26 protein-coding genes and 1 pseudogene are annotated in these 25226 nt (G+C 63.0%); 8 read left to right on the top strand and 19 right to left on the bottom strand.

All coding sequences use genetic code 11. The features are described from left to right. Positions 1-85: 85 nt before the first annotated feature. Complete coding sequence (locus IB263_RS09160) at positions 86-430, top strand: antibiotic biosynthesis monooxygenase (RefSeq protein WP_034793159.1); 345 nt, start codon at positions 86-88, stop codon at positions 428-430. Positions 431-493: 63 nt separating this feature from the next. On the opposite strand, the gene IB263_RS09165 is transcribed toward IB263_RS09160, so the two are convergent. Continuing rightward, positions 494-1933 carry a DUF1254 domain-containing protein gene (locus tag IB263_RS09165; protein WP_192438354.1) on the bottom strand — a complete coding sequence of 480 codons (1440 nt, stop codon included), beginning with the start codon at positions 1931-1933 and terminating at the stop codon, positions 494-496. A gap of 329 nt (positions 1934-2262) precedes the next feature. Here IB263_RS09165 and IB263_RS09170 point away from each other — a divergent pair, with 329 nt between their 5' ends. Next, positions 2263-4200, top strand: coding sequence for a translation factor GTPase family protein (locus tag IB263_RS09170; RefSeq protein WP_192438357.1), 1938 nt, complete (start codon positions 2263-2265; stop codon positions 4198-4200). A 106-nt stretch (positions 4201-4306) separates the two neighbouring features. On the opposite strand, the gene IB263_RS09175 is transcribed toward IB263_RS09170, so the two are convergent. The 9 genes from IB263_RS09175 to napE all read right to left on the bottom strand — a co-directional run bounded on the left by IB263_RS09175 (position 4307) and on the right by napE (position 11776). Beyond that, positions 4307-5155, bottom strand: a complete 849-nt coding sequence (locus IB263_RS09175; protein ID WP_192438360.1) for a hypothetical protein — start codon at positions 5153-5155, stop codon at positions 4307-4309. Between the two features lie 234 nt (positions 5156-5389). Beyond that, positions 5390-5989 (bottom strand): hypothetical protein, encoded by a 600-nt coding sequence (locus tag IB263_RS09180; protein WP_034793147.1) that lies wholly within the window; start codon positions 5987-5989, stop codon positions 5390-5392. 159 nt (positions 5990-6148) lie between these two features. Further along, positions 6149-6571: a YciI family protein gene (locus tag IB263_RS09185; protein WP_034793144.1), complete on the bottom strand. Its 423-nt coding sequence runs from the start codon at positions 6569-6571 to the stop codon at positions 6149-6151. 522 nt (positions 6572-7093) lie between these two features. Beyond that, positions 7094-7792 carry a NapC/NirT family cytochrome c gene (locus IB263_RS09190; RefSeq protein WP_034793141.1) on the bottom strand — a complete coding sequence of 233 codons (699 nt, stop codon included), beginning with the start codon at positions 7790-7792 and terminating at the stop codon, positions 7094-7096. 4 nt (positions 7793-7796) lie between these two features. After that, positions 7797-8252, bottom strand: coding sequence for a nitrate reductase cytochrome c-type subunit (locus tag IB263_RS09195; RefSeq protein ID WP_089043553.1), 456 nt, complete (start codon positions 8250-8252; stop codon positions 7797-7799). A 44-nt stretch (positions 8253-8296) separates the two neighbouring features. Then, positions 8297-10804, bottom strand: coding sequence for a periplasmic nitrate reductase subunit alpha (gene napA / locus IB263_RS09200; protein WP_060516070.1), 2508 nt, complete (start codon positions 10802-10804; stop codon positions 8297-8299). Then, entirely contained in the window at positions 10801-11085 is a 285-nt protein-coding gene (locus tag IB263_RS09205) for a chaperone NapD (protein ID WP_034793133.1), read from the bottom strand. Before IB263_RS09205 ends, napA begins: the two co-directional genes overlap by 4 nt. Then, the gene (gene napF / locus IB263_RS09210) at positions 11078-11578 is read right to left on the bottom strand and encodes a ferredoxin-type protein NapF (protein ID WP_192438363.1); all 501 of its coding nucleotides are present in this window, start codon (positions 11576-11578) and stop codon (positions 11078-11080) included. The genes IB263_RS09205 and napF overlap by 8 nt, the downstream gene beginning before the upstream one ends. Positions 11579-11587: 9 nt before the next feature. Next, positions 11588-11776, bottom strand: a complete 189-nt coding sequence (napE, locus tag IB263_RS09215; RefSeq protein WP_034793129.1) for a periplasmic nitrate reductase, NapE protein — start codon at positions 11774-11776, stop codon at positions 11588-11590. A gap of 388 nt (positions 11777-12164) precedes the next feature. Here napE and IB263_RS09220 point away from each other — a divergent pair, with 388 nt between their 5' ends. Both IB263_RS09220 and IB263_RS09225 read left to right on the top strand, forming a co-directional pair. Next, positions 12165-12539, top strand: coding sequence for a DUF4180 domain-containing protein (locus tag IB263_RS09220; RefSeq protein ID WP_034793127.1), 375 nt, complete (start codon positions 12165-12167; stop codon positions 12537-12539). A 50-nt stretch (positions 12540-12589) separates the two neighbouring features. Then, entirely contained in the window at positions 12590-13171 is a 582-nt protein-coding gene (locus IB263_RS09225) for a GNAT family N-acetyltransferase (RefSeq protein WP_192438366.1), read from the top strand. Between the two features lie 39 nt (positions 13172-13210). Here the strand turns inward: IB263_RS09225 and IB263_RS09230 are convergent, their stop codons facing one another. After that, positions 13211-14656, bottom strand: coding sequence for an MFS transporter (locus IB263_RS09230; protein WP_192438369.1), 1446 nt, complete (start codon positions 14654-14656; stop codon positions 13211-13213). Between the two features lie 285 nt (positions 14657-14941). Between IB263_RS09230 and IB263_RS09235 the strand changes: the two genes are divergently transcribed. Both IB263_RS09235 and IB263_RS09240 read left to right on the top strand, forming a co-directional pair. Then, positions 14942-15832, top strand: a complete 891-nt coding sequence (locus IB263_RS09235; protein ID WP_192438371.1) for a LysR family transcriptional regulator — start codon at positions 14942-14944, stop codon at positions 15830-15832. A 156-nt stretch (positions 15833-15988) separates the two neighbouring features. Beyond that, positions 15989-16357: a VOC family protein gene (locus IB263_RS09240; RefSeq protein WP_089043548.1), complete on the top strand. Its 369-nt coding sequence runs from the start codon at positions 15989-15991 to the stop codon at positions 16355-16357. 121 nt (positions 16358-16478) lie between these two features. Here IB263_RS09240 and IB263_RS09245 read toward each other — a convergent pair whose 3' ends face one another. The 5 genes and pseudogenes from IB263_RS09245 to IB263_RS09260 form a co-directional block, all read right to left on the bottom strand. Then, positions 16479-16727: a cytoplasmic protein gene (locus IB263_RS09245; RefSeq protein ID WP_192438388.1), complete on the bottom strand. Its 249-nt coding sequence runs from the start codon at positions 16725-16727 to the stop codon at positions 16479-16481. Positions 16728-16788: 61 nt separating this feature from the next. Continuing rightward, the gene (locus IB263_RS34670; protein WP_371814091.1) at positions 16789-16995 is read right to left on the bottom strand and encodes a hypothetical protein; all 207 of its coding nucleotides are present in this window, start codon (positions 16993-16995) and stop codon (positions 16789-16791) included. Then, positions 16956-17114 (bottom strand): annotated as a pseudogene (locus IB263_RS34675) (arsenical-resistance protein); the annotation flags it as partial. The gene IB263_RS34670 and the pseudogene IB263_RS34675, both read right to left, overlap by 40 nt. Positions 17115-17152: 38 nt before the next feature. Further along, positions 17153-19462: a rhodanese-like domain-containing protein gene (locus IB263_RS09255; protein WP_192438389.1), complete on the bottom strand. Its 2310-nt coding sequence runs from the start codon at positions 19460-19462 to the stop codon at positions 17153-17155. 124 nt (positions 19463-19586) lie between these two features. After that, a complete protein-coding gene (locus IB263_RS09260) occupies positions 19587-21323 on the bottom strand; it encodes an adenylate/guanylate cyclase domain-containing protein (RefSeq protein ID WP_060516063.1) in 1737 nt (578 codons plus the stop codon). Positions 21324-21570: 247 nt separating this feature from the next. Here IB263_RS09260 and IB263_RS09265 point away from each other — a divergent pair, with 247 nt between their 5' ends. Beyond that, the gene (locus IB263_RS09265) at positions 21571-22494 is read left to right on the top strand and encodes a bifunctional helix-turn-helix transcriptional regulator/GNAT family N-acetyltransferase (protein ID WP_192438390.1); all 924 of its coding nucleotides are present in this window, start codon (positions 21571-21573) and stop codon (positions 22492-22494) included. 174 nt (positions 22495-22668) lie between these two features. Further along, positions 22669-23025 (top strand): response regulator, encoded by a 357-nt coding sequence (locus IB263_RS09270; RefSeq protein WP_060516061.1) that lies wholly within the window; start codon positions 22669-22671, stop codon positions 23023-23025. Between the two features lie 120 nt (positions 23026-23145). Here IB263_RS09270 and IB263_RS09275 read toward each other — a convergent pair whose 3' ends face one another. The 3 genes from IB263_RS09275 to IB263_RS09285 all read right to left on the bottom strand — a co-directional run bounded on the left by IB263_RS09275 (position 23146) and on the right by IB263_RS09285 (position 25172). Beyond that, entirely contained in the window at positions 23146-23754 is a 609-nt protein-coding gene (locus IB263_RS09275) for a histidine phosphatase family protein (RefSeq protein ID WP_112975901.1), read from the bottom strand. A gap of 112 nt (positions 23755-23866) precedes the next feature. Continuing rightward, entirely contained in the window at positions 23867-24208 is a 342-nt protein-coding gene (locus IB263_RS09280) for a hypothetical protein (protein WP_060516059.1), read from the bottom strand. Between the two features lie 268 nt (positions 24209-24476). After that, the gene (locus tag IB263_RS09285; RefSeq protein WP_089043543.1) at positions 24477-25172 is read right to left on the bottom strand and encodes an SOS response-associated peptidase; all 696 of its coding nucleotides are present in this window, start codon (positions 25170-25172) and stop codon (positions 24477-24479) included. Positions 25173-25226: the final 54 nt, after the last annotated feature.

Consider the following 25226-nt stretch of genomic DNA (forward strand, 5'->3'; position numbering starts at 1 on the left):
TACGCGCTCGTTTATCCGCTATTTCTCTCCCGATATCCAGATGCCGTCGCGGTCGATACGCCGCGGCGTTTAAATGGAGAGAAGCATGACAACGATCCCTACCCCCACTTTCTCGGCGTCCCCCGTTCCGACGACCTTCGTCGTCAACGTCATCCACGCCCATCCCGGCAAGCAGGAAGAAGCCTTCGCCGTCATCCAGGACGTCGTGCACTACGTTGCCGAACGGAAGGAAGGTTTTCTGTGGAGCACGCTGTCGAAGAGCACCGACGGCGAGACCGTCGTCAATGTCGAGGCGATCCAGGGCACCGGAAATGTCGATGAGTTCTTCTCCGATCCGGTGTTCGCGGAGAAGTTCCGCAAGCTGGACGAAGTCTCCCGCAGCGAGTTTCACATCTATACGGTCGGCGATCTCGTGCTGCCGAAGCGCTGAGCCGCAGCCTGATCGCCACGCCCTGCGCCTTCACGCGAAGACGCAGGGACTCTTTCGCCCCTGTCATCCCGCCTTCTTCACCGGCGGGATGAGCCACGACCCGTCGAGAATGGAAGGCGGGCTGTCGTCGGGCCAATAGAGCCGCATCATCAGGATGAACTTGCCCTTCGGTGCCGGCAACCAGTTGTTTTCCTTGTCCTTGCCGGGTGATTCATTCTGGATGTAGATCTGCGTCGAACCGTCGGCATTGGCCTTGGGGCTGACGCGGGCGCTGATCGAATAGCGGTTGAGCGGATTGTCGACGAAGAAATAGTTCTCGTCGTACATGGTGATCGACCAGAAGCCGCGCACCGGCGGCAATTGCCCCTTGGGGAAGGTGACGACGTATTTGTTGGAGCCGTGATAGGCGCGGGAAACCAGGCCGTCCCTGGACTTCAGCGACGTCGGATAGATCGCATCCTGCGGACGATTGGCGCCAAGCCCGATCGCCGTGATCAGCGCCCGCTGCAGATAGTTGGTGCCGTAGATGCCGGTCTTGGTGGTGAAGCCCCAGCCGTTGACGTTCTGGATGTCACCATCGCTGAACTTGAAGTGCAGCATGATGCGATGGAACGCCATGACGGGGATGCGCGAGACGAAGGCGGCATCGAGCTTGCTCTTGTCGAAGTCCTGGCCCGGCACGATGCCGATTTCGGCAAATTTGGCGATCGCCTCGCCATCCGCCGCCGTCGGCGGGTTGGTCTTCATCAACTCGCAAAGAAGCGTGAAATATTCGACCGCATCCATGCGATTGACCTGCTCGCGCACCGCCGTCTTCATGTCGATCGACGGATCGACCTTGCCGACCGGCGGCGTCCAGTCCTTGCCATAGGCGCTGAGCGGACAAAGCTTGCACTCGTCCTGAAGTGCATGCACCGCCGCATAGTCCTCCAGCGTGCCATCGCAATAGATGCGCCCGAGGATCCAGACGATGCCGGTTGACGATTTGTATTCGGTCACGCCGTCGGGAAGGCTTCCCTGCCAGCCCGGCCCGGTAATGGCATAGGCCTGCGCCCCGCCGCCGGTCGTGCGCTTGCCTGGCACCTGAAACACCGTCGTCCAGCCGTCGAGCATCGGAAACAGGAAGAAGCGATCCTTCATGTCGGGGATCGACAGCACCCACGGCTCCTTGCCCACATCGACGAAGGCTGTCGTGTACAGCGTATCGGCATTCGGCGCGGTGACATCCTTGAAGGATGCGTTCGGATATTCACGCAGCTTGATGACGTGGCCCATCGGCCCCTTGCTGCCTTCGGGCTTGGCCACATTGGTCACCACCCGGCGGGTCATTTCCGTCGTCACCAGTGGGTAGCCGTAGATATAGGCTTCCACCGCCAGCCAGAAATCATCGGCAGCCTCGACCGGATCGAAAAGCGGCGATTCCAGCGCGTTCGCAGGTAAGAACGATGCTGATGCAAGCAGGCCGGCGCCGCCCAAAGCGACGGCGCGACGGGTCATGTCCATGTTTGCCTCCCCCTTTTTCTTTGGCGGGAGGAAGTTAGCATATACTAATAAGTACGACCAGACATTGTGTTCGGCCTGTCCTCGCGTGACCGCCCGAAGCGGGAGCATCGCCATTTTTCGGTGGCCCCGGCCACACCAGCAAATCTGCAACACCGCGTCGGAGTTGTCAGGCGGCGCTTGACGCCCTTCCTGTGGCGTCCTTAGATTTCACGAGCACCCTCGCCTGCCGTGGGTTGCGCGATCCGCAAGAAGCTCAAGTCTGGAGGCCCCGATGCGCCGAGTCACTTCTCAAGAAACCCAGATCCGAATTTTTGAGAAGCTGATGGGATATGCGCACATTGAATCTGGGCATCCTCGCCCACGTGGATGCAGGCAAGACTAGCCTTACGGAAAGACTCCTTTTTGACACCGGCGCGATCGACAGGCTCGGCAGCGTCGATAGCGGCAATACCCAGACCGACAGCCTTGAACTCGAACGGCAGCGTGGCATCACCATTGCCGCCTCCGTCGTGTCGTTCAGGCTTGGCGATCTGGTCGTAAACCTCATCGACACCCCCGGGCATCCGGACTTCATCGCCGAGGTCGAGCGCGTGCTGCAAGCGCTCGATGCCGCCGTCGTGGTCGTCTCGGCGGTGGAAGGCGTGCAGGCGCAGACCCGCGTGCTGGTGCGCGCCCTGCGCCGCCTCGGCGTCCCCTTCCTGTTCTTCGTCAACAAGATCGATCGCCTGGGGGCGCGTCCCGCCGAAGTGGTCGAAGAGATCGCCAGCCAACTCTCGGTCCGCCCCGTCATCATGTCGGCGGCGGTCGAGGCCGGCAGCCGACACGCGAGAGCCGAGCCGATCGACTTTGCGCAGGAACCGCATTTTTCGGCACTTTCGGAGGCGCTTGCCGCCAATGATGAAGCCTTGCTCGACGATTATGTGCTGGCACCGCAGCGTCTGACTGTCGAGCGGCTGCGGAAGGCCTTGGCGACGCAGCTTGCCGAAGGCCTTCTGCACCCGGTCTATTGCGGCATCGCCATGACCGGCGTCGGCGTGCCGGGCCTGATCACCGCGATCGAGACGCTGTTGCCGGCGAAGGCACCCGCCCCGGATGCGCCGGTCGAAGGCCGGATCTTCAAGATCGAGCGCGGCTGGGGCGGTGAAAAGCTCGCCTTTCTCAACCTGACGTCCGGCACCGTCGCCACGCGCGACTATCTCGTCCTTTCCGGCGGCGCGGCGAAGGTGACCAGCATCCAGCTCTTCGACCAGGGTCGGCTGGAAAAGGTGGACCAGGTGACAGCCGGCCGCATCGCCAAGGTGGGCGGGCTTGCCCATGCCCGCATCGGTGATTGGGTCGGCGTCGACGGAAGGCGTGCCGCGACGTTTCACTTCGCCCCGCCGACGCTCGAAACCCTCGTGCGGCCGAGGCGCCCTTCGGACAACACGGCGCTGTGGCTTGCCCTTCAGCAACTGGCCGAACAGGACCCGTTCATCAACCTGCGCACCAGCGACGATGCCAGCGAGATGTTCGTTTCGCTCTATGGCGAGGTGCAGAAGGAGGTGATCGAGGCCACCCTGTCGGCCGATTTCGGGCTGGAGGCGCATTTCGAGGAAAGCACGGTCATCTGCGTCGAACGGCCCCTTGGCAACGGAACCGGCATCGAGATCATCTTCCGCGAGCCGAACCCCTTCCTTGCGACCGTCGGCCTCAGGATCGAACCGCGGCCGGCGGCAGCGGGCAACAGTTTTGCCCTGGAGGTTGATGTCGGCCAGATGCCCGCAAGCTTCTACCGGGCGGTCGAAGAGGCCGTCGCCGAGACGCTGAAGGCCGGGCTCTTCGGCTGGCAGGTGATCGATTGCCACGTCGCCATGACAGCGGCGCGCCAGACCTCGCCGGCCAGCACCGCCGTCGATTTTCGCCGGCTGACGCCGCTGGTGCTCGCCGAGGCGTTGTCTTCGGCCGGCACGGTCGTCTGCGAGCCGATCGACAGCTTCCGCCTTGAAGCGCCCGCGTCCGTCCTGACGGCCATCCACACGCTGCTCGCCAGGTCAGGCGCGTCGACGACGGATTCGATCATCGAAGGCGGCGTCGCCCGGCTTGCCGGAACGATCGCATCGGCCAACGTCCAGGGCGTCCAGCGGCAGTTGCCGGGGCTCACCAGCGGCGCGGGCGTGCTCGAAAACAGTTTCGATCACTACGCGCCAATCGCAGGCACGCAGCCTTCCCGGCCCCGGTTGGGCGCGAACCCGTTCGATCGGGCCAATTATCTCCGGAGCCTGCGATAACATAAGAACACCGCGCGCCTCTTCAGACGCGCGGTGCCACCATGCTCTTGCTTGATGATTGTACCTGGCTGGCAGCGGCGCAAAATGCTGCCGCCTGCCAAGCCGATTAGAACGCCAGGCGATTGCTCGACCAGACCGGGCCGAGGCGCTCTTCTTCCTTGAGCGTCGTCGAACCGTAGGAGAAGCGCAGGCCACCGAAAAGGGTGCTGGTGTCGCCGGAAACCGAAGCGCTCAGCCCTGAAAGCTCTTCGTTGGTGTATTTGTAGCCGGCAAAGAACGTGACGGGGAAAGCGTCCAGCCGGTAGTTGGCCGTCAGCTTGACGCTGCGCAGGTCGTAATCCAGGTCGTTTTCGCTCATGCGATGCAGCGAGCCGTCGACGTCGAAGCGCAGGTTGTCGGTCGCGTAGATGCGCGCGCCGAGCGAGCCCATGTAATGATCGGCATCGATGTCGTCGAAGTCTTCCACACTCGCCTGGCCGTAGCCGATCGCGCCATGCAGCGTCCAGGTATCAAGGAAGTAGGCCGCTTCGACGCCACCCATGTAATCGTTGAGGTCGAGGCCGATGCCCGGGTCGAGGCGTGCGCCTTGCACGAAGACGCCTGCCGCAAAGAGATCATTGCGGTAGTAGCCGTGCAGCGCGCCGTCATAGCTGTTCGTGTCGATATCCTCAAAGGAGGCACGCGTGTAGCCGAGATCGACCTGCAGGTTGAAGCCGGCGCCGGCGTCGAAGTTCACCGCACCGCGCAAGTCCCATGCATCCGCATCGATGTCGCCGGGCGAGTCCACGGCCGCGCCGTAGGACGTCTCGACGTAGCCGACGATGCCGCCCGACGCCTGCTCCACCGGCACCTCATAGGCGTCCTGCGGCCCCACCAACGGACCATCGATATCGGCAGCCGCCGCGATCGAAACACTTGAAAGAAGAAAAATGACGAAACTGCTCGTCCTGACCATTGCCCCACTCCGGTTCAAACCCCGGAAATAAGGTAAACGAACACGGTTAATACAATCTCTACGAGAAATATTTAACGCGATCGACGTATGCGAATAGCCGGTGATCGCCATATTACTGTGCATAATCGGCGCGATTGCAGATACAGCCGCACGCTTCCCTCTCTCAGAGCGGGAAAGAGAAGTATGAGAGGCTTAACCAGTCCTCCAATGGCGAGCGTCAAAGAGAGCGGTCGCTTATCGGGTAGCTTGGCAAGACACAACAAAGACCCCATAATTTTGCTCTACAGCGGTCGCTGCCACATCACAGTTTCGGCCTTCGCCAGTTACAATAGTGGCACTACCATGCGCACCCGGCGTCACCTGAAAGGTCTTATCACGATATCCAACGGTCGCTTTTAGCTCGTCGCCCGATCCCGATATCATGTCCAGTGTGAGGTGCAGGTCAGTTCCCGCAAACAAGTGGCTTCCGCCCTGCGATATCCTCACCACTTGGGGCGAACGGTTATTCTCTTCAATGATGCGATTAACGTTGTCGAGCTCGGATTGAAGGCGGGCGATAGTGTCGTTCGCCTCCGCGAATTTTTTATCCGCTATCGCTAGCGCGGCCTTCGAAGCGGCGTTGGCTTTATCCGCTGCGGTAGTTGCATCCGCCACATTCTTGCGTGCGGTTTCAAGCCGCTTTTCGACTTCCTCAAGTTTCGTTGCAGGAACCGTCTTCCCAGTAACTAGCTCAATAAGCGGCAGCGCGGCATTTCCGGCGAAAAACCCACCCACCGCCGCAATGATCGCCAGGATAATCTGTAAGCTCTTCGTCGAATTGTTTTCAGTCGTCATTGCGGAACCCTGCGTAGCAAATATTGACGAGACTCACTTCATAACCCGCCATTCTTGCTAAATCGTAAGTCTTCACAATCCTTTAGCATCTACGGAAGCATCCTAGGGCGGAGTCCTACTCCCGCCCTAGCGCCACAAGGTAATTGGTGCCGTTTGCCCTCACCCCTTGGCGATCTTCTCGCGCAGGCGCTCGTCCTGGGCGGCGATCTCCGGCGTCACCAAGTCGCCGAAATCTTCCATCTCGAAGACCGGGCGGATTTCGATTTCGCTCGGGCCCGGCATCGGGTTCGGGCAGCGCTTCACCCAGGCGATTGCCTCGGCCATGTCCTTGACGGTCCAGATCCAGAAGCCGGCGACCAGTTCCTTGGTCTCGGCAAAGGGGCCATCGATGACCATGCGGTCGGCGCCGTCGAAGGCGACGCGGGCGCCACGCGACGAGGGATGCAGCCCCTCGCCCGCCTGCATGATGCCGGCATTGACCAGTTCCTCGTTGTACTTGCCCATGGCTTCCAGCAGCTCGGTCGAGGGCATGTTGCCCGCTTCGCTGTCCTTGGTCGCCTTTACAAAAACCACTACGCGCATTGTCCATTCTCCTCTGTCACGCCAGTCCCGGTCCTCGTGACCTCTGGGGGTGCCGGCGTGGTGAAACCCAAATAGTGAGAGCAAGCTGCGGGCGAAAGACCCGCGCGGATTTTTTTCCTATCCCGCTCCGGTGGAGGAAGCCAGATTGCCTCCCTGCCTAAATGACGAACGGGAAATGGCGGCGCCGACAGCGGTGTCGAATTTTTTCCGAAAAAAGATTGGCGCGGGGAAATGAAGAGAGAAAAGCGCTGTTCGACAAGACCATCGCCGCAGATCCGAATGTGCGCCGTTGGCTCAAGAACCCCCAAGCCACTCCCCTCATCTGGCGGCTTGGCACGAGGCCGGCCCCCACCCACCCTCATCTCTGTGCTCGTCACAGGAATCCAGCAGCCGTGCGTCGGCACGGCGGGAAGTACGGTCCAGGAATGAAGGACGCACTGCCCAAGAACCGTAAAAAAGAGGGCCACACCGCACCGGCATGGCCCTGGAGAATTCAATGCGGCTCAGGCGGGCCGGCGCGTCTTACTGCGCCTGCATATGCAGATCCGCCATCGCCTGCCTCAGATCATCGATCGGCGTCTGATTGGCCATCTTCTTGCCCTCCAGTTCCGGCGGCATCTTCCAGCCTGGATCGATGCCTTCCATGTTGGGCAGCTCGTGGGCGATGCCCTTATGGCAATCGATGCAGGTGGCCTTGCCCGAGAGCAGATAGCGGGTGTGGATCTCGGCCGCCCGCTGCGTCTGCTTCTGCAGGTCCATGGCGACGGAGGAATGGCAGTTGCGGCATTCCAGGCTGTCATTGGCCTTCATGCGCGCCCATTCGTGCTGCGCCAGTTCCAGCCGCTTCTCGAGGAATTTCGGCCTGGTATTGATCGTGCCGAAGATCTTGCCCCAGACTTCCTTCGAAGCCTGCATCTTGCGGGCGATCTTGTCGGTCCATTCATGCGGCACGTGGCAGTCCGGGCAACTGGCGCGCACGCCCGAGCGGTTGGAGAAGTGGATGGTGCGCGTCAGCTCCTGATAGACGTTGTCGTGCATCTCATGGCACGAGGTGCAGAACTTTTCGGTGTTGGTGAGTTCCAGCGCCGTGTTGAATGCACCCCAGAACATGACGCCGCCGATGAAGCCGCCGAGCGTGAGGAAGCCAAGGCCGAGCGTGCCGGCCGGCGTCTTCATGATGCCCCAGGCCCAAAGGATGATTTTCCTGATCCATGCGATCATGTCGTCACTCGCTTCCGGCCGGCTTGAAGCCCAGTTCGCTCATGTCCTTGAAATTGCTCGGCACCAGCGGGCTGGTATCGGCCTGCGGCACGTGGCAGGCGGTGCAGAAGTAACGCCGGGGCGAAACGTCGGCGATCATCTGCCCGTCGCGCGTCATGTAGTGGGTGACGCTGATCATCGGCGCACCCGAATCCTGCGTGAACTCGCGCTTGTGACAGGACAGGCACCGGTTGGCATTGACCGAAAGCTCGTAGCCCTCGATCGAATGCGGAATGACCGGCGGCTGATCGGGATAGGCGCGCATCTTGCGCTTGTCGTCGACCACCCATTTCGGCAGCGGTGCCGCCGCTTCCGTCGCCATCTGCGGCGTCGGCCCTTCGAGCTGCGGCACCAGTTTTTCCGCCACTTGGGCGACGGCCGCCGTCGTGACGAACATCAGAAGGCCAGCCGCAAGGGCCATCCATGCGGGCCGTTTGGCAACGGCCCGAACCAGCCGTGACCACCCTAGAGGGTGACGGGAAGAATCTTGACCGCGCATTTTTTGAAATCCGTCTGTTTGGAGATGGGATCGGTGGCGTCGAGCGTAACCTTGTTGATCAGCTGGCTGGCGTCGAACCAGGGAACGAAGACGACGCCGGGCGGCATGCGGTTGCGGCCGCGGATGTCGACGCGCGAGCGGATCTCGCCGCGGCGCGAGACGATGCGCACTTCCATGCCCTGGTTGATGCCGCGCTTGCGGGCATCCTCCGCGTTCATGAAGACGCGCGCGCCCGGAAACGCCTTGTAGAGTTCCGGCACCCGCATGGTCATCGAGCCCGAGTGCCAGTGTTCCAGCACGCGGCCGGTCACCAGCCAGGTATCGTATTCGTCGTCGGGGGATTCGGCCGGCGGCTCGTAGGGCACCGCAAGGATGATCGCCTTGCCGTCCTTGTTGCCATAGAACTTCACGCCCTCGCCCGGCTTCACATAGGGGTCGAAGCCCTCGCGGTAGCGCCAGCGCGTCTCCTGGCCGTTGACCACAGGCCAGCGCAGCCCGCGCACCTCGTGATAGGTGTCGTAGGGCGCCAGATCATGACCATGGCCGCGTCCGAAAGTGGCATATTCCTCGAACAGCCCCTTCTGGATGTAGAAGCCGAAATCCTTGGCTTCGTTGTTGTCGTATTCGGCGCTGACATCGGTCAGCGGGAAACGATCGACTTCCCCGTTCTTGAACAGAACCTCGAACAGCGTCTTGCCGCGATATTCGGGGCTGGCGTCGAGGATCTCCTTCGGCCACACCTCGTCGGTGGTGAAGCGCTTGGAAAACTCCACCATCTGCCAGAGGTCCGAGCGCGCCTCGCCGCCCGCTTGCACCAGCTGGTGCCAGACATGGGTGCGACGCTCGGCATTGCCGTAGGCCCCTTCCTTCTCCACCCACATGGCGGCGGGCAGGATCAGGTCGGCGCTCATCGCCGTGATTGTCGGATAGGCATCGGAAACGACGATGAAATTGTCCGGGTTGCGATAACCCTGCCAGGTCTCGTTGGCGGTGTTCGGCCCCGCCTGGACGTTGTTGTTGACCTGCACCCAGTAGAAATTGAGCTTGCCGTCCTTCAGCATCCGGTCCTGCTGCACGGCGTGGTAGCCGGGCTTTTCCGGAATGATACCGTGCGGAATGCGCCAGATTTCTTCGGCGTGCTTGCGGTGCTCGGGATTGGTCACCACCATGTCGGCAGGCAGGCGATGGGCGAAGGTGCCGACCTCGCGCGCCGTGCCGCAGGCAGACGGCTGCCCGGTCAGCGAGAACGGGCTGTTGCCGGGCTCGGAGATCTTTCCGGTCAGAAGATGCAGATTGTAGACCATCTGGTTGGCCCACACACCGCGCACATGCTGGTTGAAGCCCATGGTCCAGAGCGACATGACCTTGCGGCTCGGGTCGGCATAAAGCTCGGCCAGCTGCTCCAGGAACTCCGGATCGACGCCGGTCATCTCGGCGGTCTTCTTCAGCGTATATTCGGAAACGAACTCCTTGAACGCCTCGAAATCCATCGGCTCGGTCTTGCCGGGGTCCTTGGAGTTGGCGGCATTCACCTCGACCGGGTTGTCGGGACGGAGACCATAGCCGATGTCGGTGACCCCGCGAGCAAACTTCGTGTGCTTGTTGACGAAGTCCTCGTTGACCTTGCCGGTCGTGATGATGTGGTTGGCGATGTAGTTGAGGATGACGAGGTCGGTGCCTGGCTTGAAGACGATCGGGATATCGGCCAGGTCCATGCTGCGATGGGTGAAGGTCGAAAGTACCGCGACGCGCACATGCGGCTGGCCGAGACGCCGGTCGGCGACTCGGGTCCAGAGGATCGGGTGCATCTCCGCCATGTTCGAGCCCCAGAGCACGAAGGCATCGGCGTTCTCGAAGTCGTCGTAGCAGCCCATCGGCTCGTCCATGCCGAAGGTGCGCATGAAGGCGACGGCGGCGGACGCCATGCAGTGGCGGGCATTGGGATCGAGATTGTTGGAGCGGAAACCCGCCCGCATCAGCTTGGTCGCCGCATAGCCCTCGAAGATCGTCCATTGACCGGAGCCGAACATGCCGACGGCCGTCGGGCCTTTCTCCTTCAGCACCTTCTTTGCCTGCTCGGCCATGACGTTGAAGGCCTCGTCCCAGCTGACGGGCTCGAACTCGCCGTCCTTGGCGTAAGTGCCGCCGCGCTTCCTCAAGAGCGGCGTCGTCAGGCGGTCGTTGCCGTACATGATCTTGGAAAGGAAATAGCCCTTGATGCAGTTGAGACCGCGGTTGACCTCGGCCTGCATGTCGCCGTGGGTGGCGACAACCTGGCCTTCCTTCACGCCCACCATCACGCCGCAGCCCGTGCCGCAGAAGCGACACGGCGCCTTGGACCACTTGATTTCCAGCGCGTTGACGCCGCCCGGCACCGGCTGTGCGGCGGCAGGCAGCGCAATGCCGGCCGTGGCGGCGGCGATGCCGGCCGCATGGGCCTTCAGAATGTCACGCCGCGTCAGTTCTCCGCTCATGGCTCCTGCCCTTCCTCTTCCATTTCCACATGCTCGAAAACCATGTTGGCCGAGATCACCCCGTCGAGCAGCGAGATCTGAGTCAGCCGCTCGCCGAGCGCGCCCGTGCTTCTGCCTTCGATGACGACGACGATCTTGCCGCCGCCATGGCCATGGATTTCGACGTTTTCCATTCCCGCGAGCGTCGCCAGGATCGCTTCGGTGCTCTGCGGCATCGTGGCGACCACGGCGCTCGAAATGTGATAGGGCGTACCCGCCTTTGCCGCTGCGGCCTCAGACATGCGCCACCTCCACTTCCAATGCCTTCACTGCAATCGCCCTCACCGGGCAGCCACTGAGGCAGGCGCCGCAGCCGGTGCATCGGTCTTCGTTGATCTCAGGCAGAAACGGCCCGCCGATACGCGGGCGAAAACGGATCGCCTGCTCCGGACAGCTTTCGCCGCAGGACTGGCAGGCAATGTATCGGCGCGCGAGACAGGTATCGGTGACCGCGGCGACATGCGGGAAACGGCGCACGGCCTTCTCGGTGAATACCGGCTCGGGACAGGCTTCCTCGCAGGCACCACAGAAGGTGCATTCGCCGCCCGAAAGGTCGACGAAGGGAAGACCGTCAGAAAGACGGATTATGGCGGTGGGACATCGCTCCGCACAGGCGCCGCAACCGGTGCAGGCGGCAAGGCTGAGTTCCGAAACGCCCGGCGGGCGGATGCGGACGGGCTTTGCGGCAGCGCGGCCGGTAAAAAGTTCACGGCGTGAGAGAGGTTCGACCTTCATGGCTCGACCTCAATGCCCGGGCGGGCCCGGCGGGCCAAAGATGATCTGCAGCATCCAGACAAGGAAACCATAGCCGCCGACGATACCAACGGCGACGATCGGCCAGATGCCGAAGGCGAGCACGAAGAAGGTAATCAGCTCCGCGCGTCGCGAGCGCGGCGGCTTTTCGATCGGCTGTGCCTGAACGACTTCCGGCATTCCTGCGTCCCCCAACACAATCCAAGGTAAGATGCGCCACCGGAAATAAAAATCAATCCCGTGACCGTCCGATGACAGCTTTTCACCGAGCCTCAGAGTAAATGCCGAACAGAAGGGGTCATTGATCTGTGTCAAATTGACAGAAAACTGGTACCGGAATTCCCGAGAAATTCTCACGCGTCGTTCCGGCATAACTTGCGGACGCCAATCAGTTTTTGCGAATATCGATATATTTCTAGAAATACATCGCCTCATGCCCGCTCGGCCGAACCGGCCGGACATGCGGATACGGGACCAATCCTGCCGGCGGCGAGCGCAACCTGCCCCGACGGCAGAACCCGAGGCAACAGCCTTGCAACCCTGGGCTTTGCAGCCTACTTCTTGGCGCATGACACAGCTGATCGAAATCGGAACCGCGCGCGTGCTGCAATGCGCTGTCGATGGCCCCCTGCTTGCGGCACCGGGCGACGCCAATGATTTTCTTGGCGACGGCTGGGCGCATGAGGCCGACTTGCTGGCAGTCCCGGTCGAACGGCTGGGTCCCCATTTCCTCGATCTTTCGACCCGCGTCGCCGGCGAGGTGTTCCAGAAATTCGTCAACTACCGCATGCGGCTCGCCATCGTCGGCGATATCAGCACCAGGCTCGAAGCCAGCAAGGCGCTGACCGATTTCGTGCGCGAAACGAACAAGGGTGATTCGATCTGGTTCGTGCCGGATTTCGAAACGCTTCGCGCCCGGCTCGAGCGTTTGCCGACCGCCTGAACGCGGTAGTGTCTGACGATCAGTGCGGATCGATGGGGAGACCTCTCACAATGCGCCCATCCGCAGCGAGCACTGGAAATCGCCCCGCGGTCACGCTGACGACCGATCGACTCGCGCTGCGCCCGACAACGCCCGCCGATGCGCAGCGCGCCTTTGAGATCCAGTCGGATTGGGACGTCACGCGCATGCTACGCATGGCGCAGTTTCCACCCGATCCCGACGACATGACCGGCTGGTTCGGTGAGCACCGGCAGGAATGGATCGCCGGCACGGCCTTTCGATTTGCCATCGAGCGCAGAGGCCGCATGATCGGCCTGGTCGATCTCGACGAGATCGACGGCGAAGAAGGCGAACTCGGCTACTGGCTGGAGAAGCCAAGCTGGGGCCAGGGCTATGCCTTCGAGGCCGCGCAGGCGGTGGTGTCCTTCGCCTTCGAGCAGCTCGGGCTCGCGAGGCTGAAAACAGGCCACGCGGCCGACAATCCGGCCTCCGGCAAGGTGCTGCTCAAGCTCGGCTTTCGCCCGCAACAGGCCATGCGGAAGGCCTCCCGCTCGAGGGGCGAAGAGATCCTCCACCAGAGCTACAGCCTCGCGTCCGAGGCGTGGCGCAATCGGTCGGGTGCCGATCGCTGAGCGGCGCCGCGTCGGCCCCGCCCGTCTCTTGCGGGATCATCACTCTCCCGCTGGCTCCGCGGCGACGGCCCGTTGTGCGCGCCTGAACGCCCTGCCCGCAACGGCGATCGCCAGCGCGGTCACGGTCAACAGCCCAGCCACAGCAAAGGTCACCTGCATGCCCCTGGCGACCAAGGCTGGCGCCGCCCCGGCCATGTCGCTTGCCGCCACGGCTGAGGCAAAGACCGCGCCCATGACCGATGCGCCGGTGACGAGGCCGAGATTGCGCGAAAGGTTGAGCAGGCCGGAAACGACGCCGCGCCGGTCCGCGCTCACATCCGCCATGACCGCCGTGTTGTTGGCCGCCTGGAACAGCTGGTAGCCGGGCGTCAAAAGCGCGATCGCCGCGACATAACCGGCAACGCCAAAAAGCCCCGGCAGCAGCACAAGCGCCGCGCAGCCCGCAACCATCGCGGCAAGACCGATCGTGACTACGAAGCCCGCGCCCAGGCGATCGACGATACGGCCGGCGACCACGCCACCGAAGGCCGAGATGACGGGACCGACCGACAGGACGAGCCCGACCATCGCCGCATCGAGCCCCAGCCCGCGCGACAGATAGAACGGCCCGACCACCAGCGTCGCCATCATCACGGTCGAGACCAGCGCATTGGTCGAAAGCCCGCGGCTGAAAACCGGATCACGCAACATCGCCGGCCGGATCAGCGGCGAGGCTACCTTGGTCTCGACCCGCAGGAACAGTGCAAGACCTAAAACGGCGGCCGAAAGCAGCGCGACATTGAGCATGCCAAAACTGCCGCGTCCCACCGTCATCGCCAATGCATAGGCGCCCAGCGAAAGCGCAAGCAGCAAGGTGCCGGCGACATCGAATCGTGAGCGCTCCCTGCCCTCAAGGCCTCGGTCTACCGGCAGATGCCGACGGGCGAGAAGGAAAGCGACGAGCCCCAACGGCACGTTGACGAGAAAGATCGCCCGCCAACCGGGCCCGGCAATCAGCGCGCCGCCAAGCGACGGCCCGAGCGCTGTGCCGATGGCCGACATGGTGCCGAGCAAGCCCATGGCGCTGCCGGTCTTCTCCTTCGCCACCGTCTCGCCGACAAACGCCATGGTCAGCGCCATCATGATCGCAGCCCCGATGCCCTGCATCGCTCGCGCCGCGACGAGCAGCGGGAAAGCGGGCGTCAGGCCGCAAAGCACCGAGGCTGCGATAAAGAGCGCGATGCCGGCAAGCAGAAGCCGCCGCCGTCCGACGATATCGCCAAGCCGCCCGACGCTGACGATCAGCGTGGTGATGGCAAGCAGATAGGCAAGCACCACCCATTGCACCGCCTGGAACGAGACACCAAAAGCGTCCGCCAGCGCCGGAAGCGCCACATTGGCGCTGCTGGTGCCAAGCGAGGAGAGCAGCATCGACAGCGACAGGCTGGTGAGCACGCAGCGAACCGAGGCGGTGGCGGGAGCGTTTGCAGTCTTCGTCGCGCTCATCGACCACCTCCCGCGCGCGAGGTTTCGCGCCGATCTTTTGCAGCACGGGAAATCGCGGGGAAACAAGGCGATAGCGCGCTTTCATGATTCAAGATATGCGGCAACGACTTCCGATCAGACAGGGAAATCGGGGCGGGCATCAGTGGGCATGGGATCATCGAAAAACCCTCCAAGGTCAGTTCTCCGAAAAATTAGACCTCGGCTTCATGTGGCGGAAGACGCAGCATTTGCACTTCATTCGTGCGTTTGACGCCACATCATGAGCCAACTGTGTTATGGATGGGCATGACCAGACCGGATCTCAACCTGCTCGTGACCCTCGACGTGCTGCTTGCGGAAGGCAGCGTCGCCCGCGCCGCCAGGCGCCTGCGGCTCAGCCCCTCGGCCATGAGCCGGGCGCTGGCAAGGCTGCGCGAGGCGACCGGCGATCCGCTGCTGGTGCGCGCCGGCCGCGGCCTCGTTCCGACGCCGAGGGCGCTGGAGCTGCGCACGCTCACCGGCCCGATCGTCGAAGCGGCCGAAGCCTGCCTTCGCCCGGCCGAGAGCCTGGACCTGAAGACGCTTTCCCGCACCTTCACGCTCAGGAACCGCGAGGGTTTCGTCGAGAATTTCGGCGCCGCGCTGATTGCCCGTGTGGCAAGCGAAGCACCTAGTGTACGCCTGCGCTTCGTGCAGAAGCTCGACCGGGAAAGCAGCCCGCTTCGCGAAGGAACCGTCGATCTCGAAACTGCCGTTGTCGGCGACATGACGGGCCCGGAGCTTCGCGCCCAGGCCCTCTTCCACGACCGTTTCGTCGCCGTGGTCCGCCCGGGCCATCCGCTGACATCCGGCGAAGTGACGCCCGCCCGCTACGCCGAAGGCCACCACATCCATGTCTCGCGCCGCGGCAACGACGTCGGCCCGATCGACACTGCCCTCGAGGCCCTCGGCCTTAGCCGCAAGATCACCGCTTCCGTCGGCAGCTTCTCCGAGGCCCTGGTGCTTGTCCGCGCCACCGACCTCGTCGCCAGCGTGCCCGAGCGCTACACCGGAAGCCTGCGCGAAAACCTCGTCAGCTTCCCTTTGCCCGTCGCCCTGCCCGAAATCACCATCTCGTTGCTCTGGCACCCCCGCCTCGACGCCGACCCGGCGCACCGCTGGTTGCGGGCCTGCGTGCGGGAGGTCTGCACCGTGTGACGCGCCGCGCGGCAAGAGGCTAGGCCCCGAGCGCATACCGATGCGCCCCCAAGGACCTACGGTTGCCTGCAACAGGCCATCGGGGTATCAGCCCAATCCCGGCCGCAAATGCGCCGCCTCGCCAGCGCACCTCAAACCCGCACACAGGAGAACGCGATGTTCGACCACGTCAAATTCGGTGTCCGCGACTATGCGGCAAGCCTCGACTTCTACCTGAAGACGCTCGAACCGCTCGGCGTTTCGGTGGTCGATCATGGCGCGCATGGCGTGGAGATGAGTACGGACGGCAAGTCGTCGCTGTGCCTCTACCAGACCGAGGAAACGCCGGCGCACCTTCACCTCGCCTTCATGGCCACGACCCGTGAGCAGGTCGACGCCTTCTACAGCGCAGCCCTTGCGGCCGGCGGCAGGGACAACGGCGCGCCGGGCCTGCGCCCGCGCTACCACGCCAACTATTACGCCGCCTTCGTTTTCGATCCGGATGGCCACAACATCGAGGCTGTCTGCCACGAGCCTGAGGCCTGATCCGACCAAGATCGCGGCAAGGAGCCGCCATCGATGCCCGGCAAACGAGCTGGGCCTTGATGGCGACAGGCTGAAGCCTACGTGGCGTTGCGCCCCCGCTTCAGGGCGGACGGCGCGACGCTCAAAACCAATAGCGTCTCATCCGCGCCAGGAATTCGACCGTCGTCACGGGAAAGCCTGAGTCACTGCCGATGACGGAATCGATGCCGCAACGGGGACAGATCGCCGTTGTGTCATCGTCGATCCATTCGTTGATCTCGGCCGCCGGAAAGATCTCGCAACAATAGAAGCATCCGCAGGACGGGCTCGCTTCGATTTCGGCTCGATGGTTGGCGCAATGCTTGTGCGCCTGGATGACGATTTCGTCCATCCGTCATCATTGGCGCATGTATCAAGGGTTGTCCAGCGAGCGCGACACGCGCCTCCATCGCTCATGCGCCTTTCGAGACGGAATTCCGGGCCACCGCCGGCGCTGCCTCGTACCAGTCCCTGGACCTGTTCACGATCCAGACGACCGACAGCATCACCGGCACCTCGATGAGCACCCCGACGACGGTCGCGAGCGCGGCGCCCGACTGGATGCCGAACAGGCTGATGGCGGCGGCAACGGGCGGAAGAGCCAGCCGATGAACAACCATGCCAGCAGGGCCATCGAGAATGGCTTGATCGCCCAGTTGATGAAGAGCGTCACGCCGATGCCGCGCCAGTGGCGCCCCAGCTCGCACAGCGACCGGAAGTCGATCTTCATCAGCATCGGGCCACGGTGGCAATGGATCGCGGACATCCCTGCCCGAACTACTTGCCGACCTCGATCACGAGCGGGTAGCCCTCGTCATCCCACTCCAGAAATCCGCCGGCGAAATAGTAGACGCGGGTGTAGCCCCAGGCGATCGCCTTGGCGGACGCATAGGCGGCATGGGTGCAGTTTCGGCCCTGACAATAGAAGGCGACCTCGTCTGCCTTTCCCACCACCTTGGCGAGGCTTTCCTTCGATAGCGCGGTCAGCAGCGACAGATTGACGGCCTTGGGGAGATGGCCAATGTCATAGGTGAGCGGCGCCCGCACATCGATGAAGGTGACGCCGCGCGCAAGCAGCGCTTTCACTTCCGCAACGTCGACCTTTATCGTTCGCTCGACGCTGAGCTCGCCCTTCGTCAGCGTCATGAACTTGGCATAGTCGTCGAAGGCAAGGTCCGTGCCGGCCCCTTCCGGCAATCCGGCCTTGCGAAGTCCCTCCTGCAACCGCGCGATATAGGGCCGGTGGTAGCTGAAGGCGCTGCCATACCAGTCATAGGCGCTTTCCTGGACGGTGAGCGGATCTCCCAGCGAGGACGTCGCCAGTTTGTTGTACTGGTCGACCAGCCTCTGAATGTCGCCCGTGCGGCCGAGATGTCCATAGCTCGAAGTCAGCGTGGCGTAATCCCCCAAGAGTTCGGAGCTTTTCTCGAGCACCCGCTCGTAAGTGGCGGCGGCCTCGTCGTATTTGCCTTGAGAAAACAGCGAGACGGCGAGCATGCGCAGCGTTGCCCGCGTCGGGTGAGGATCGAACCGCATCGCCAGGCGCGCCTCCTGTTCCGCCTCCGTCGCGCGTCCTGTCGCGTTGAGGATCCGCGCCATGCCGACATGGTTGTCGGGATCGTTGGGTGCTAGCGTCATCGCTCGGTCGATGGCGGCGAAGGCTTCGTCGTAACGCCCCTGCTGCGCAAGCACCTGCGCCGAGACGGCATAGGCAAGCGGCGTCGGCCTCTCCATCGCCTTTGCGAGATTTCTGGCGAGGTTCCTGGACGCGGCCTCCCTGCGGGAATAATCCCAGGAGAGGGTGCTCGCCCGCCAGTTTGCCGCCGCCAGCGACGCGTAGGCGCGGCTATAGTGCGGGTCGAGCACGATCGCCTTCTGGAAAAATGCGGAAGCTGCGACCGTTTCCGCTTCGCTGTCGCGGCGAAGATGCTCCCAGCCGCGCAACAGGGTATCGTAGGCCTTCGGGTTCGTCGTTTCCGGCACCGCCGCCACGTTCTTTTCGGCACTCGTCAGCTTCACGGAGAGCGTCGAGACGATCTGTCCGATCACCTTGTCCTGCAGCCCGAACACGCCGCTCATTTCCCCATCATAGCGCTCGGCCCACAGGTGGTGCCCGTCGATCGCGTCGATCAATTGGGCATTGACCCGAACCTGGTTTCCCTCCCGACGGACGCTCCCTTCGAGGATATAGTGGACGCCCAGTTCCGCCCCCACCTGCTGCGCCTTGGTGGGCTTGCCCTTGTAGGCAAAGGTCGAGTTGCGCGCGATGACGAAGATGCCCGACAGTTTCGACAGTTCGGTGATCAGGTCGTCGGTCATGCCGTCGGCGAAGTAGCTTTGCGCTGAATCGGAGCTGAGATTTTCGAAAGGCAGCACCGCGATCGAGGGCGTCTGCGGCAGCGGCAAGGCGCTCCGCGCAACGGACGCGGGCTCGACGCTCTCGCGCCTCTGCACCAGCCACGTCGCCGCAAGGCCGGTCGCAACGATCACGGCCAGCGCAGCCGCAATGCGCCAGCCGCGAAGGGTCTCGAAGGTGAAGCGCCGATTTTTGAGATCTCCGTCGAACTGCACCCGGTAGACGCGGACGGGCCGCTGGATGTTCTTCACGTGATGCTCGCCAATGAACTCCAGCGGCAGTTCGAACTTGCCCTGCAGGTGGTCGAAGGCGGTGCCGGAGACGAACAGGCCCCCTGGCTCGCACATCTGCTCGAGGCGGGCTGCGACGTTGACGCCGTCGCCGAGCAGATCATCCCCCTCGACGACGACATCGCCGAGGTTGATGCCCATGCGCAGCAGCAGCCGATGCTCGCGCGGGATATCCGCCTGGCGCGCCGCAACCCTGTTTTGCGACGCGACCGCACAGGCGACGGCATCGACGACGGAGCCGAACTCGACGATCGCACCGTCGCCCATCAGTTTGACGATGCGGCCGTGGTAGTCCTGCATGAGGGGATCGAAGATGTCGCAACGCCACGCCTTGATGGCTGCGAGCGTACGGGCCTCGTCGGCCTCCATCAGCCGCGAGTAGCCGACAACGTCGACGGCAAGAATGGCCACCAGCCGCCGTTCTGCGCGAACTGCTTCCATAGCCACCTCTCCCGACGGTGCAGCAGGCTCCGCAATTGCGTTGTCAGGGGCGGAAACGCATCCTCCTCGCCTCCGGATCCGTGCTTGCGTCCACGCGCAGGCCTTGAGCGCGCGGGCCCGCTTTTCACCCCGCCCCCGCCTTCACCAGCCCCTCGCGCAGATGCTGCAGGTCCTCCTCCTGCGCATAGTGCATGGTCGCCAGAAAGGTCTCGATCTCGAAGCTCGGCGCCAGCGCCTTGACCTTGCCGATATGCGCGCCCGCCGCAATCGCATCACCGCGCCAGCCGTGGCAGGCGGCGACGAAGGCGTGCTGGGTCTCGTCCATCGAGGTCAGGTGCATGAAGGCCTCGATCGCCTCGCCATATCGGCGCGCGGCGAAATGCGCCTTGCCGAGGTGGCTCCAGAAGCGTTCCGGGTGGTGCGGGTTGAGGCGCATCGCCTTCAGGATCCATTCCGCTCCCTCCTCCGGCCGGCCGAGCCAGGTCAAGAGTTCGCCCTGCTGCACCACGACGAGGTCGTAATTGGGGTTGAGGAACAGCGCCCGCTCCTGGTGATAGCGCGCCGTCGTCAGTTCGTTGGTGTTGACGTTGACGGCGGCAAGGATGCGATGCACGTCGGCGTCGTTGTCGTCGAGCGCAAGCGCCCGTTCGAGCTCGGCGTTGACCTCGGCCCAGGTCGCCTCCTTGTCGGCACACCAGCCGTAGACCCAGGATTGCCCGAGGATGCAGGCCCGCCAGGCATGCGCGTGGGCATAGCCGGGATCGAGCGAAACGGCACGGTCGATCAACGCCTGCGCCTGCCTGTTGTCGTCGGCACTGCTGCGGTGATGCAGCACCTTGGCGGCAAGCGCACATTCATAGGCGGCCATGTTGGCCGGCTTGGTGCGCGAAAGCTGGTCGCGCTGGGCGGCCTCCAGCCGACCGGGCACGGTCGCGGCGATCGCCGCCGTCACCTCGTCCTGAATGGCGAAGATGTCGTCGAGCTGCCGGTCGTATTTGTCGGCCCAGATGTGTGCGTCGTTGACCGCGTCGATCAACTGGACGGTGACGCGCACCCGCTCGCCGATCTTGCGCACGCTGCCTTCCACCAGATATTGCGCCCCGAGGCTGGCGGCCACCTCGCGCACGTTGACCGACTGGTTCTTGTAGACGAAGGAGGAGTTGCGCGAGATGACGAAGAGCTCATGCCTTCGCGAAAGCTCGGTGATGATGTCCTCGGTCAGCCCGTCGGCGAAGAACTCCTGGTCGGGATCGCCGCTCATATTGTCGAAGGGCAAGACGACGATCGTCGGTTTGCAGACGCCCTTTTTCGCTTCGCTCCCCCCCGTCGAGGCCGGAAGGTCCAGCCCCTCGAGACCGACGCGGTAGAGGCGCACCGGCCGGCTGATGTTCTTCAGCGTCTTCTCTCCGAGATCTTCGATCGGCAATTCCAGCCGGTCGGCCACTTGTGTTGCCACTGCTGCCGTCACGCAGATGCCACCGACCTCGGCCAGCTGCTCGGCGCGCGCGGCGATGTTGACGCCGTCGCCGAAGATGTCGTCGTCCTCGAAGATGATGTCGCCGAGATTGATGCCGATGCGGAATTCGATCCGCCGGTCCTCCGGCACATCGGAGTTCCGCCTCTTCATGCGCTGCTGGATCTCGACCGCGCATTTGACCGCATCGGTCACGCTCTGGAATTCCACCAGCAGCCCGTCGCCGGTGGTCTTGATCAGCCGCCCCTTGTTTTTGGCGATCGCGGGATCGATGAGCTCGATGCGGTGGGTGCGGAGCCGCGCAAGCGTGCCCGCTTCGTCGGCCTCCATCAGCCTGGAGTAGCCGGCCATATCGGCCGCCAGCACTGCGGCTAATCTCTGCTCCATGGGCTTGCCAAACACGTTGAAAAGCGGCCCGTTCCGGATTTCCGGACCTAAGAGATATCCGATCCGATATTATCGCAGCCTGAAACGATCTCCTACCTAAATTAGCAAATGCAAAAAACCAAAAGGGGGCGCACATGCGCCGGCGCTCGGCAGCGGGCGGTCCCGCAGGCCTTGGCGCATTCCTGCTTGACAATACTTGCCTTAGGCAACTAATTATCTGATCAAGGCAAACTCATGAAGGCATCCCATGTCTCCGCAGCAAATCGATGACCGCGCCCAGACGGTGCGGCACTTCAACCGCTTTTACACCCGACTGATGGGCCTGCTGCACGAGCATCTGCTCGCCAGCGCCTTCTCGCTGACCGAAGTCCGCATTCTCTATGAGTTGGCGCATCGCTCCGGTCTGACGGCGAGCGACCTCTGCCGCGAACTCGGCCTCGATGCGGGATATCTCAGCCGCGTCATTACCGGCTTCGAGAAGAAGGGGCTGATCGAAAAGACCCGTTCGCCGGCCGACGGCCGGGTCACGCAACTCGAGCTGACGGACGCGGGGCGCGTGATCTTCCAGCCCCTGGAGGATGCATCACAGCGCGAAGTCGTCGCCATGCTGGAGAAGCTTTCGGTGCCGGAACAGAAGCAGCTGGTGGGCGCCATGGGCGAGATCGAAAGCCTGCTTGCCGAGGAGCGTACGCCGGGCTTCATCCTGCGCGATCCGCAGCCGGGCGACATGGGCTGGGTGATCCACCGGCAGGGCGCGCTCTATGCGCAGGAATATGGCTGGACCACCGCGTTCGAAGCGCTAGTCGCCGAGATCGTCGTCAAATACATGCACGACTACGATCCGAAGTCGGATCGATGCTGGATCGCCGAAAAAGGCGGCAAGGTCGTCGGCTCGGTATTTCTCGTCCGCCACGATGAAACGACGGCGAAGCTGCGCATGCTCTATGTCGAGCCCACCGCCCGGGGCCTCGGCATCGGCCGTCGGCTGGTCGAGGAATGCATGCGCCACGCCCGCCTTCTGGGCTACCACCGCATGATCCTGTGGACCAATGCCGGCCTCGACGCCGCCCGCCACATCTACGAGAAGGCCGGCTTCGCGCTGATCGAGGAAGAACAACACCACAGCTTCGGCAAGGATCTCACCGGCCAGATTTTCGCGCGGGACCTGTAGGAACGGTCCGCCGGTCACGCCCCCCGACCAGGTCGGGTTTCGGCACCAGGCTTATCGAATTCTCCGTGAGAAGCGAATTGGGCGCGCGCGTGGAACTGAACTATGCACCAAAGGGTTTGGCAGTAGAGATCGCTACGCCCCTGTCACCGGTCTCCAAAGACAGAGACTGGTTTCATGTCCAAGTCCGTGCTTCTCGTCGAGGATGAGTTCCTGATCGCCATGGACCTCGAGCTGCTGCTGGAAAGGCACGGCTGGCATGTCTTGGGACCCGCCGCGACGGTAAAGCAGGCCCTGCAGCTCTTGCGAAGCGCCGAGCCGGCGGTGGCCATTCTGGACGTTACCCTGAAAGACGGCACCGTGACGCCGGTGGCGGAGGCGCTTCGGGCGCAGAGCGTGCCCTTCGTGCTTGCCAGCGCCTATGAAAAGCCGGAGCAGGTCGGCGGAGAGGTTCTGGCGGGGGCAGTCAATGTCGGCAAGCCGGCGGATACGCGGGCGTTGCTGAGCGCTCTGGAGCAGGCGATGCAAACGTGATGCTTGCGCAGTCCGCGCCTGCCTTTGGCCGATAGCCCTCCAACCGCGAAGAAACGTCGATCCACCGCGGCGGCCACTGGAAAGGCCCGGGAGCCGACACGAGGTGCCGCGCTAGTGTTTTCACTCGGTAGCGGACGCCAGTTGCCGGCCGGTCGATACGCCGGTGACGAGGCTGAACGCCCCATCGCCGAGACGATAAAATCCATCCTGCGGCACCGGCAACTCCAGCATTTCCCGCCTGGAGAGGCCGGCATAGACGCCGCGCAGCAACCGGCCGAACAGCCCATGGGAAATCGCGACCGTCGGCCGCCGGATATCCGCAAGCCAGCTTTCCGCCCGCGCACAGGCGGCATCGAAACTCTCCCCATCCGGCGAACGGAAATACCAGTCGAAGACATCGGAACCATCGAGTTTGCCCGGATACTCCATGTCGATCTCGAACTTGGTCATGCCATCCCAGCAGCCGACCGAAACCTCCATCAACCGCGCATCCTCGCGGCTCGCAAGCGGCAGCACCCGCTGCACCCTTTCGGCGGTTTCGCGGGTCCGTCCGAGCGGGCTGACATGCATCTCGAACGACGGCACCTCATCACCAATCTCGGCGCGAAGGAGGTTGGCGACAGCATCTGCCTGCTCGGCGCCAAGCCTCGTCAGCGGCGAATCCAGCTGTCCCTGGAACCGACCGAGCGTGTTCCAGACGGTTTCGCCATGGCGGAGAAGATAGATCAAGAGCTGGCCTTCCTTCGAAATTTGTGGCTATCGGTCGCTGACGTTCGAACCGGTGTTCGGACCTGCCTTGCGCCGCAAGACCAGGGTCTCACCGCAGCGCTTACCGTCATCTTCAGCGCGACAGGTCCCAAAACTCCACCTGATCGCGTTGGCCGAAGGCCACTTCGATGGCAACTGCCCCCGCAGACTTAGGCTGCTCGATCACACACAGCACATAGTAGGACACATTCGGAAGCGGATTGTGCTCCGGTTCATCGTGTCGGGAGCAAGTCACGTAGCGCATCCGGTCGACTTCCCCACGTTCCGCGAGGTGCTTTCTCAAACGAGCCTTGGCCTGATCTTCCGGACTTTCGTGTGATTGCAGCGTTTCGCCGTAGATGTACACGGCAGCGATCAGGACTGCGAATGTGGCTGCGAAGGCCTTCAACATCGCTTTGCCGGATGGATTTGTCATGTCCTGGCATCAACCAAAACCCGAACTCCCTGCCATTCGCTCTGTCTGGAACCCAGGCATCTAGATCAGGTCGCGGAGAGGTTGTCGAGATTTGAGCTTGCTTACTCATCGGGCGATCCGGCTCGTTCGGGGGCCACACCTCTCGCATCATGCGAAGGATCGCCTTCAATTGGCGCCACAATCAAGGGATTGGTGTCGCCACAGCAAAGCTGCAGGGCAGCGGTTCGAGACATCAGAATTTGCCTTCGTTTTTCAGCATGCTTCCCCTTCAATCCACCGGATCCAAGATATCCGGCGTATCGTTCTTCGGCGAGCCGACCTTGCTGCCGATCTTCCACATCGTCATGAGCTCAGGCGGAAACGGCTTCATCAGGTCAGGGGCTTCCGGCTCCGGCGAAAGCCAGCGCTCGTAGTCGTCGGGATGCAGGATGACAGGCATGCGGTCGTGGATGTCGGCCATCATCGCGTTGGCGTCGGTGGTGACGATCGCAAACGTGCGGATATCCTCGTCGGTATCGGGGTTCCGCCAGCTCTCCCAGATGCCGGCAAGGCAGAACGGCTCGCCCGTTTTCATGGCGATTGCATAGGGCTGCTTGTCCTTGCCGGTCCCATGAATGTCCTTCCATTCGAAGAAGCCGTCGATCGGCACCAGGCAGCGCCGGCGCTGGTAGGACGAGCGGAACTTGCTGGCGATCGTGTCGGAACGCACGTTGACGAGCGGCCTGCCCGCTTTCGGGTCCTTGGTCCAGCTCGGGATCAGGCCCCAGCGGGCCGAGACGAAGACCGGACCGAAGAGATCGGGATCGCGGATCACGTCGCGGATGATGATCGGATAGGTGAGCGTCGGCGCTCCGTTATAGCGCGGAAACTGGTTGGCGATCGTCTCGACGCCGCCACGCTCGGCAAAGCCGAAGGCGCGCAGCAACCCCTCCAGATTGGTCTTCAGATAGACGCGTCCGCACATGGTGGCTCCTTCCGCCCGCGGCTGCATGCATAGCTATGGCTCCGCCGGAATGCG

The organism is Ensifer sp. ENS03 (assembly GCF_014852035.1).
In the GTDB taxonomy this organism is placed as follows: domain Bacteria; phylum Pseudomonadota; class Alphaproteobacteria; order Rhizobiales; family Rhizobiaceae; genus Ensifer; species Ensifer adhaerens.

Bases quoted from the DNA above. Each gene is read 5' to 3' on its own strand.
- IB263_RS09160 (WP_034793159.1), top strand. From the start codon at position 86: ATGACAACGATCCCTACCCCCACTTTCTCGGCGTCCCCCGTTCCGACG.
- IB263_RS09165 (WP_192438354.1), bottom strand. From the start codon at position 1,933: ATGGACATGACCCGTCGCGCCGTCGCTTTGGGCGGCGCCGGCCTGCTT.
- IB263_RS09170 (WP_192438357.1), top strand. From the start codon at position 2,263: ATGCGCACATTGAATCTGGGCATCCTCGCCCACGTGGATGCAGGCAAG.
- IB263_RS09175 (WP_192438360.1), bottom strand. From the start codon at position 5,155: ATGGTCAGGACGAGCAGTTTCGTCATTTTTCTTCTTTCAAGTGTTTCG.
- IB263_RS09180 (WP_034793147.1), bottom strand. From the start codon at position 5,989: ATGACGACTGAAAACAATTCGACGAAGAGCTTACAGATTATCCTGGCG.
- IB263_RS09185 (WP_034793144.1), bottom strand. From the start codon at position 6,571: ATGCGCGTAGTGGTTTTTGTAAAGGCGACCAAGGACAGCGAAGCGGGC.
- IB263_RS09190 (WP_034793141.1), bottom strand. From the start codon at position 7,792: ATGATCGCATGGATCAGGAAAATCATCCTTTGGGCCTGGGGCATCATG.
- IB263_RS09195 (WP_089043553.1), bottom strand. From the start codon at position 8,252: ATGGCCCTTGCGGCTGGCCTTCTGATGTTCGTCACGACGGCGGCCGTC.
- napA (WP_060516070.1), bottom strand. From the start codon at position 10,804: ATGAGCGGAGAACTGACGCGGCGTGACATTCTGAAGGCCCATGCGGCC.
- IB263_RS09205 (WP_034793133.1), bottom strand. From the start codon at position 11,085: ATGTCTGAGGCCGCAGCGGCAAAGGCGGGTACGCCCTATCACATTTCG.
- napF (WP_192438363.1), bottom strand. From the start codon at position 11,578: ATGAAGGTCGAACCTCTCTCACGCCGTGAACTTTTTACCGGCCGCGCT.
- napE (WP_034793129.1), bottom strand. From the start codon at position 11,776: ATGCCGGAAGTCGTTCAGGCACAGCCGATCGAAAAGCCGCCGCGCTCG.
- IB263_RS09220 (WP_034793127.1), top strand. From the start codon at position 12,165: ATGACACAGCTGATCGAAATCGGAACCGCGCGCGTGCTGCAATGCGCT.
- IB263_RS09225 (WP_192438366.1), top strand. From the start codon at position 12,590: ATGCGCCCATCCGCAGCGAGCACTGGAAATCGCCCCGCGGTCACGCTG.
- IB263_RS09230 (WP_192438369.1), bottom strand. From the start codon at position 14,656: ATGAGCGCGACGAAGACTGCAAACGCTCCCGCCACCGCCTCGGTTCGC.
- IB263_RS09235 (WP_192438371.1), top strand. From the start codon at position 14,942: ATGACCAGACCGGATCTCAACCTGCTCGTGACCCTCGACGTGCTGCTT.
- IB263_RS09240 (WP_089043548.1), top strand. From the start codon at position 15,989: ATGTTCGACCACGTCAAATTCGGTGTCCGCGACTATGCGGCAAGCCTC.
- IB263_RS09245 (WP_192438388.1), bottom strand. From the start codon at position 16,727: ATGGACGAAATCGTCATCCAGGCGCACAAGCATTGCGCCAACCATCGA.
- IB263_RS34670 (WP_371814091.1), bottom strand. From the start codon at position 16,995: ATGGTTGTTCATCGGCTGGCTCTTCCGCCCGTTGCCGCCGCCATCAGC.
- IB263_RS09255 (WP_192438389.1), bottom strand. From the start codon at position 19,462: ATGGAAGCAGTTCGCGCAGAACGGCGGCTGGTGGCCATTCTTGCCGTC.
- IB263_RS09260 (WP_060516063.1), bottom strand. From the start codon at position 21,323: ATGGAGCAGAGATTAGCCGCAGTGCTGGCGGCCGATATGGCCGGCTAC.
- IB263_RS09265 (WP_192438390.1), top strand. From the start codon at position 21,571: ATGTCTCCGCAGCAAATCGATGACCGCGCCCAGACGGTGCGGCACTTC.
- IB263_RS09270 (WP_060516061.1), top strand. From the start codon at position 22,669: ATGTCCAAGTCCGTGCTTCTCGTCGAGGATGAGTTCCTGATCGCCATG.
- IB263_RS09280 (WP_060516059.1), bottom strand. From the start codon at position 24,208: ATGACAAATCCATCCGGCAAAGCGATGTTGAAGGCCTTCGCAGCCACA.
- IB263_RS09285 (WP_089043543.1), bottom strand. From the start codon at position 25,172: ATGTGCGGACGCGTCTATCTGAAGACCAATCTGGAGGGGTTGCTGCGC.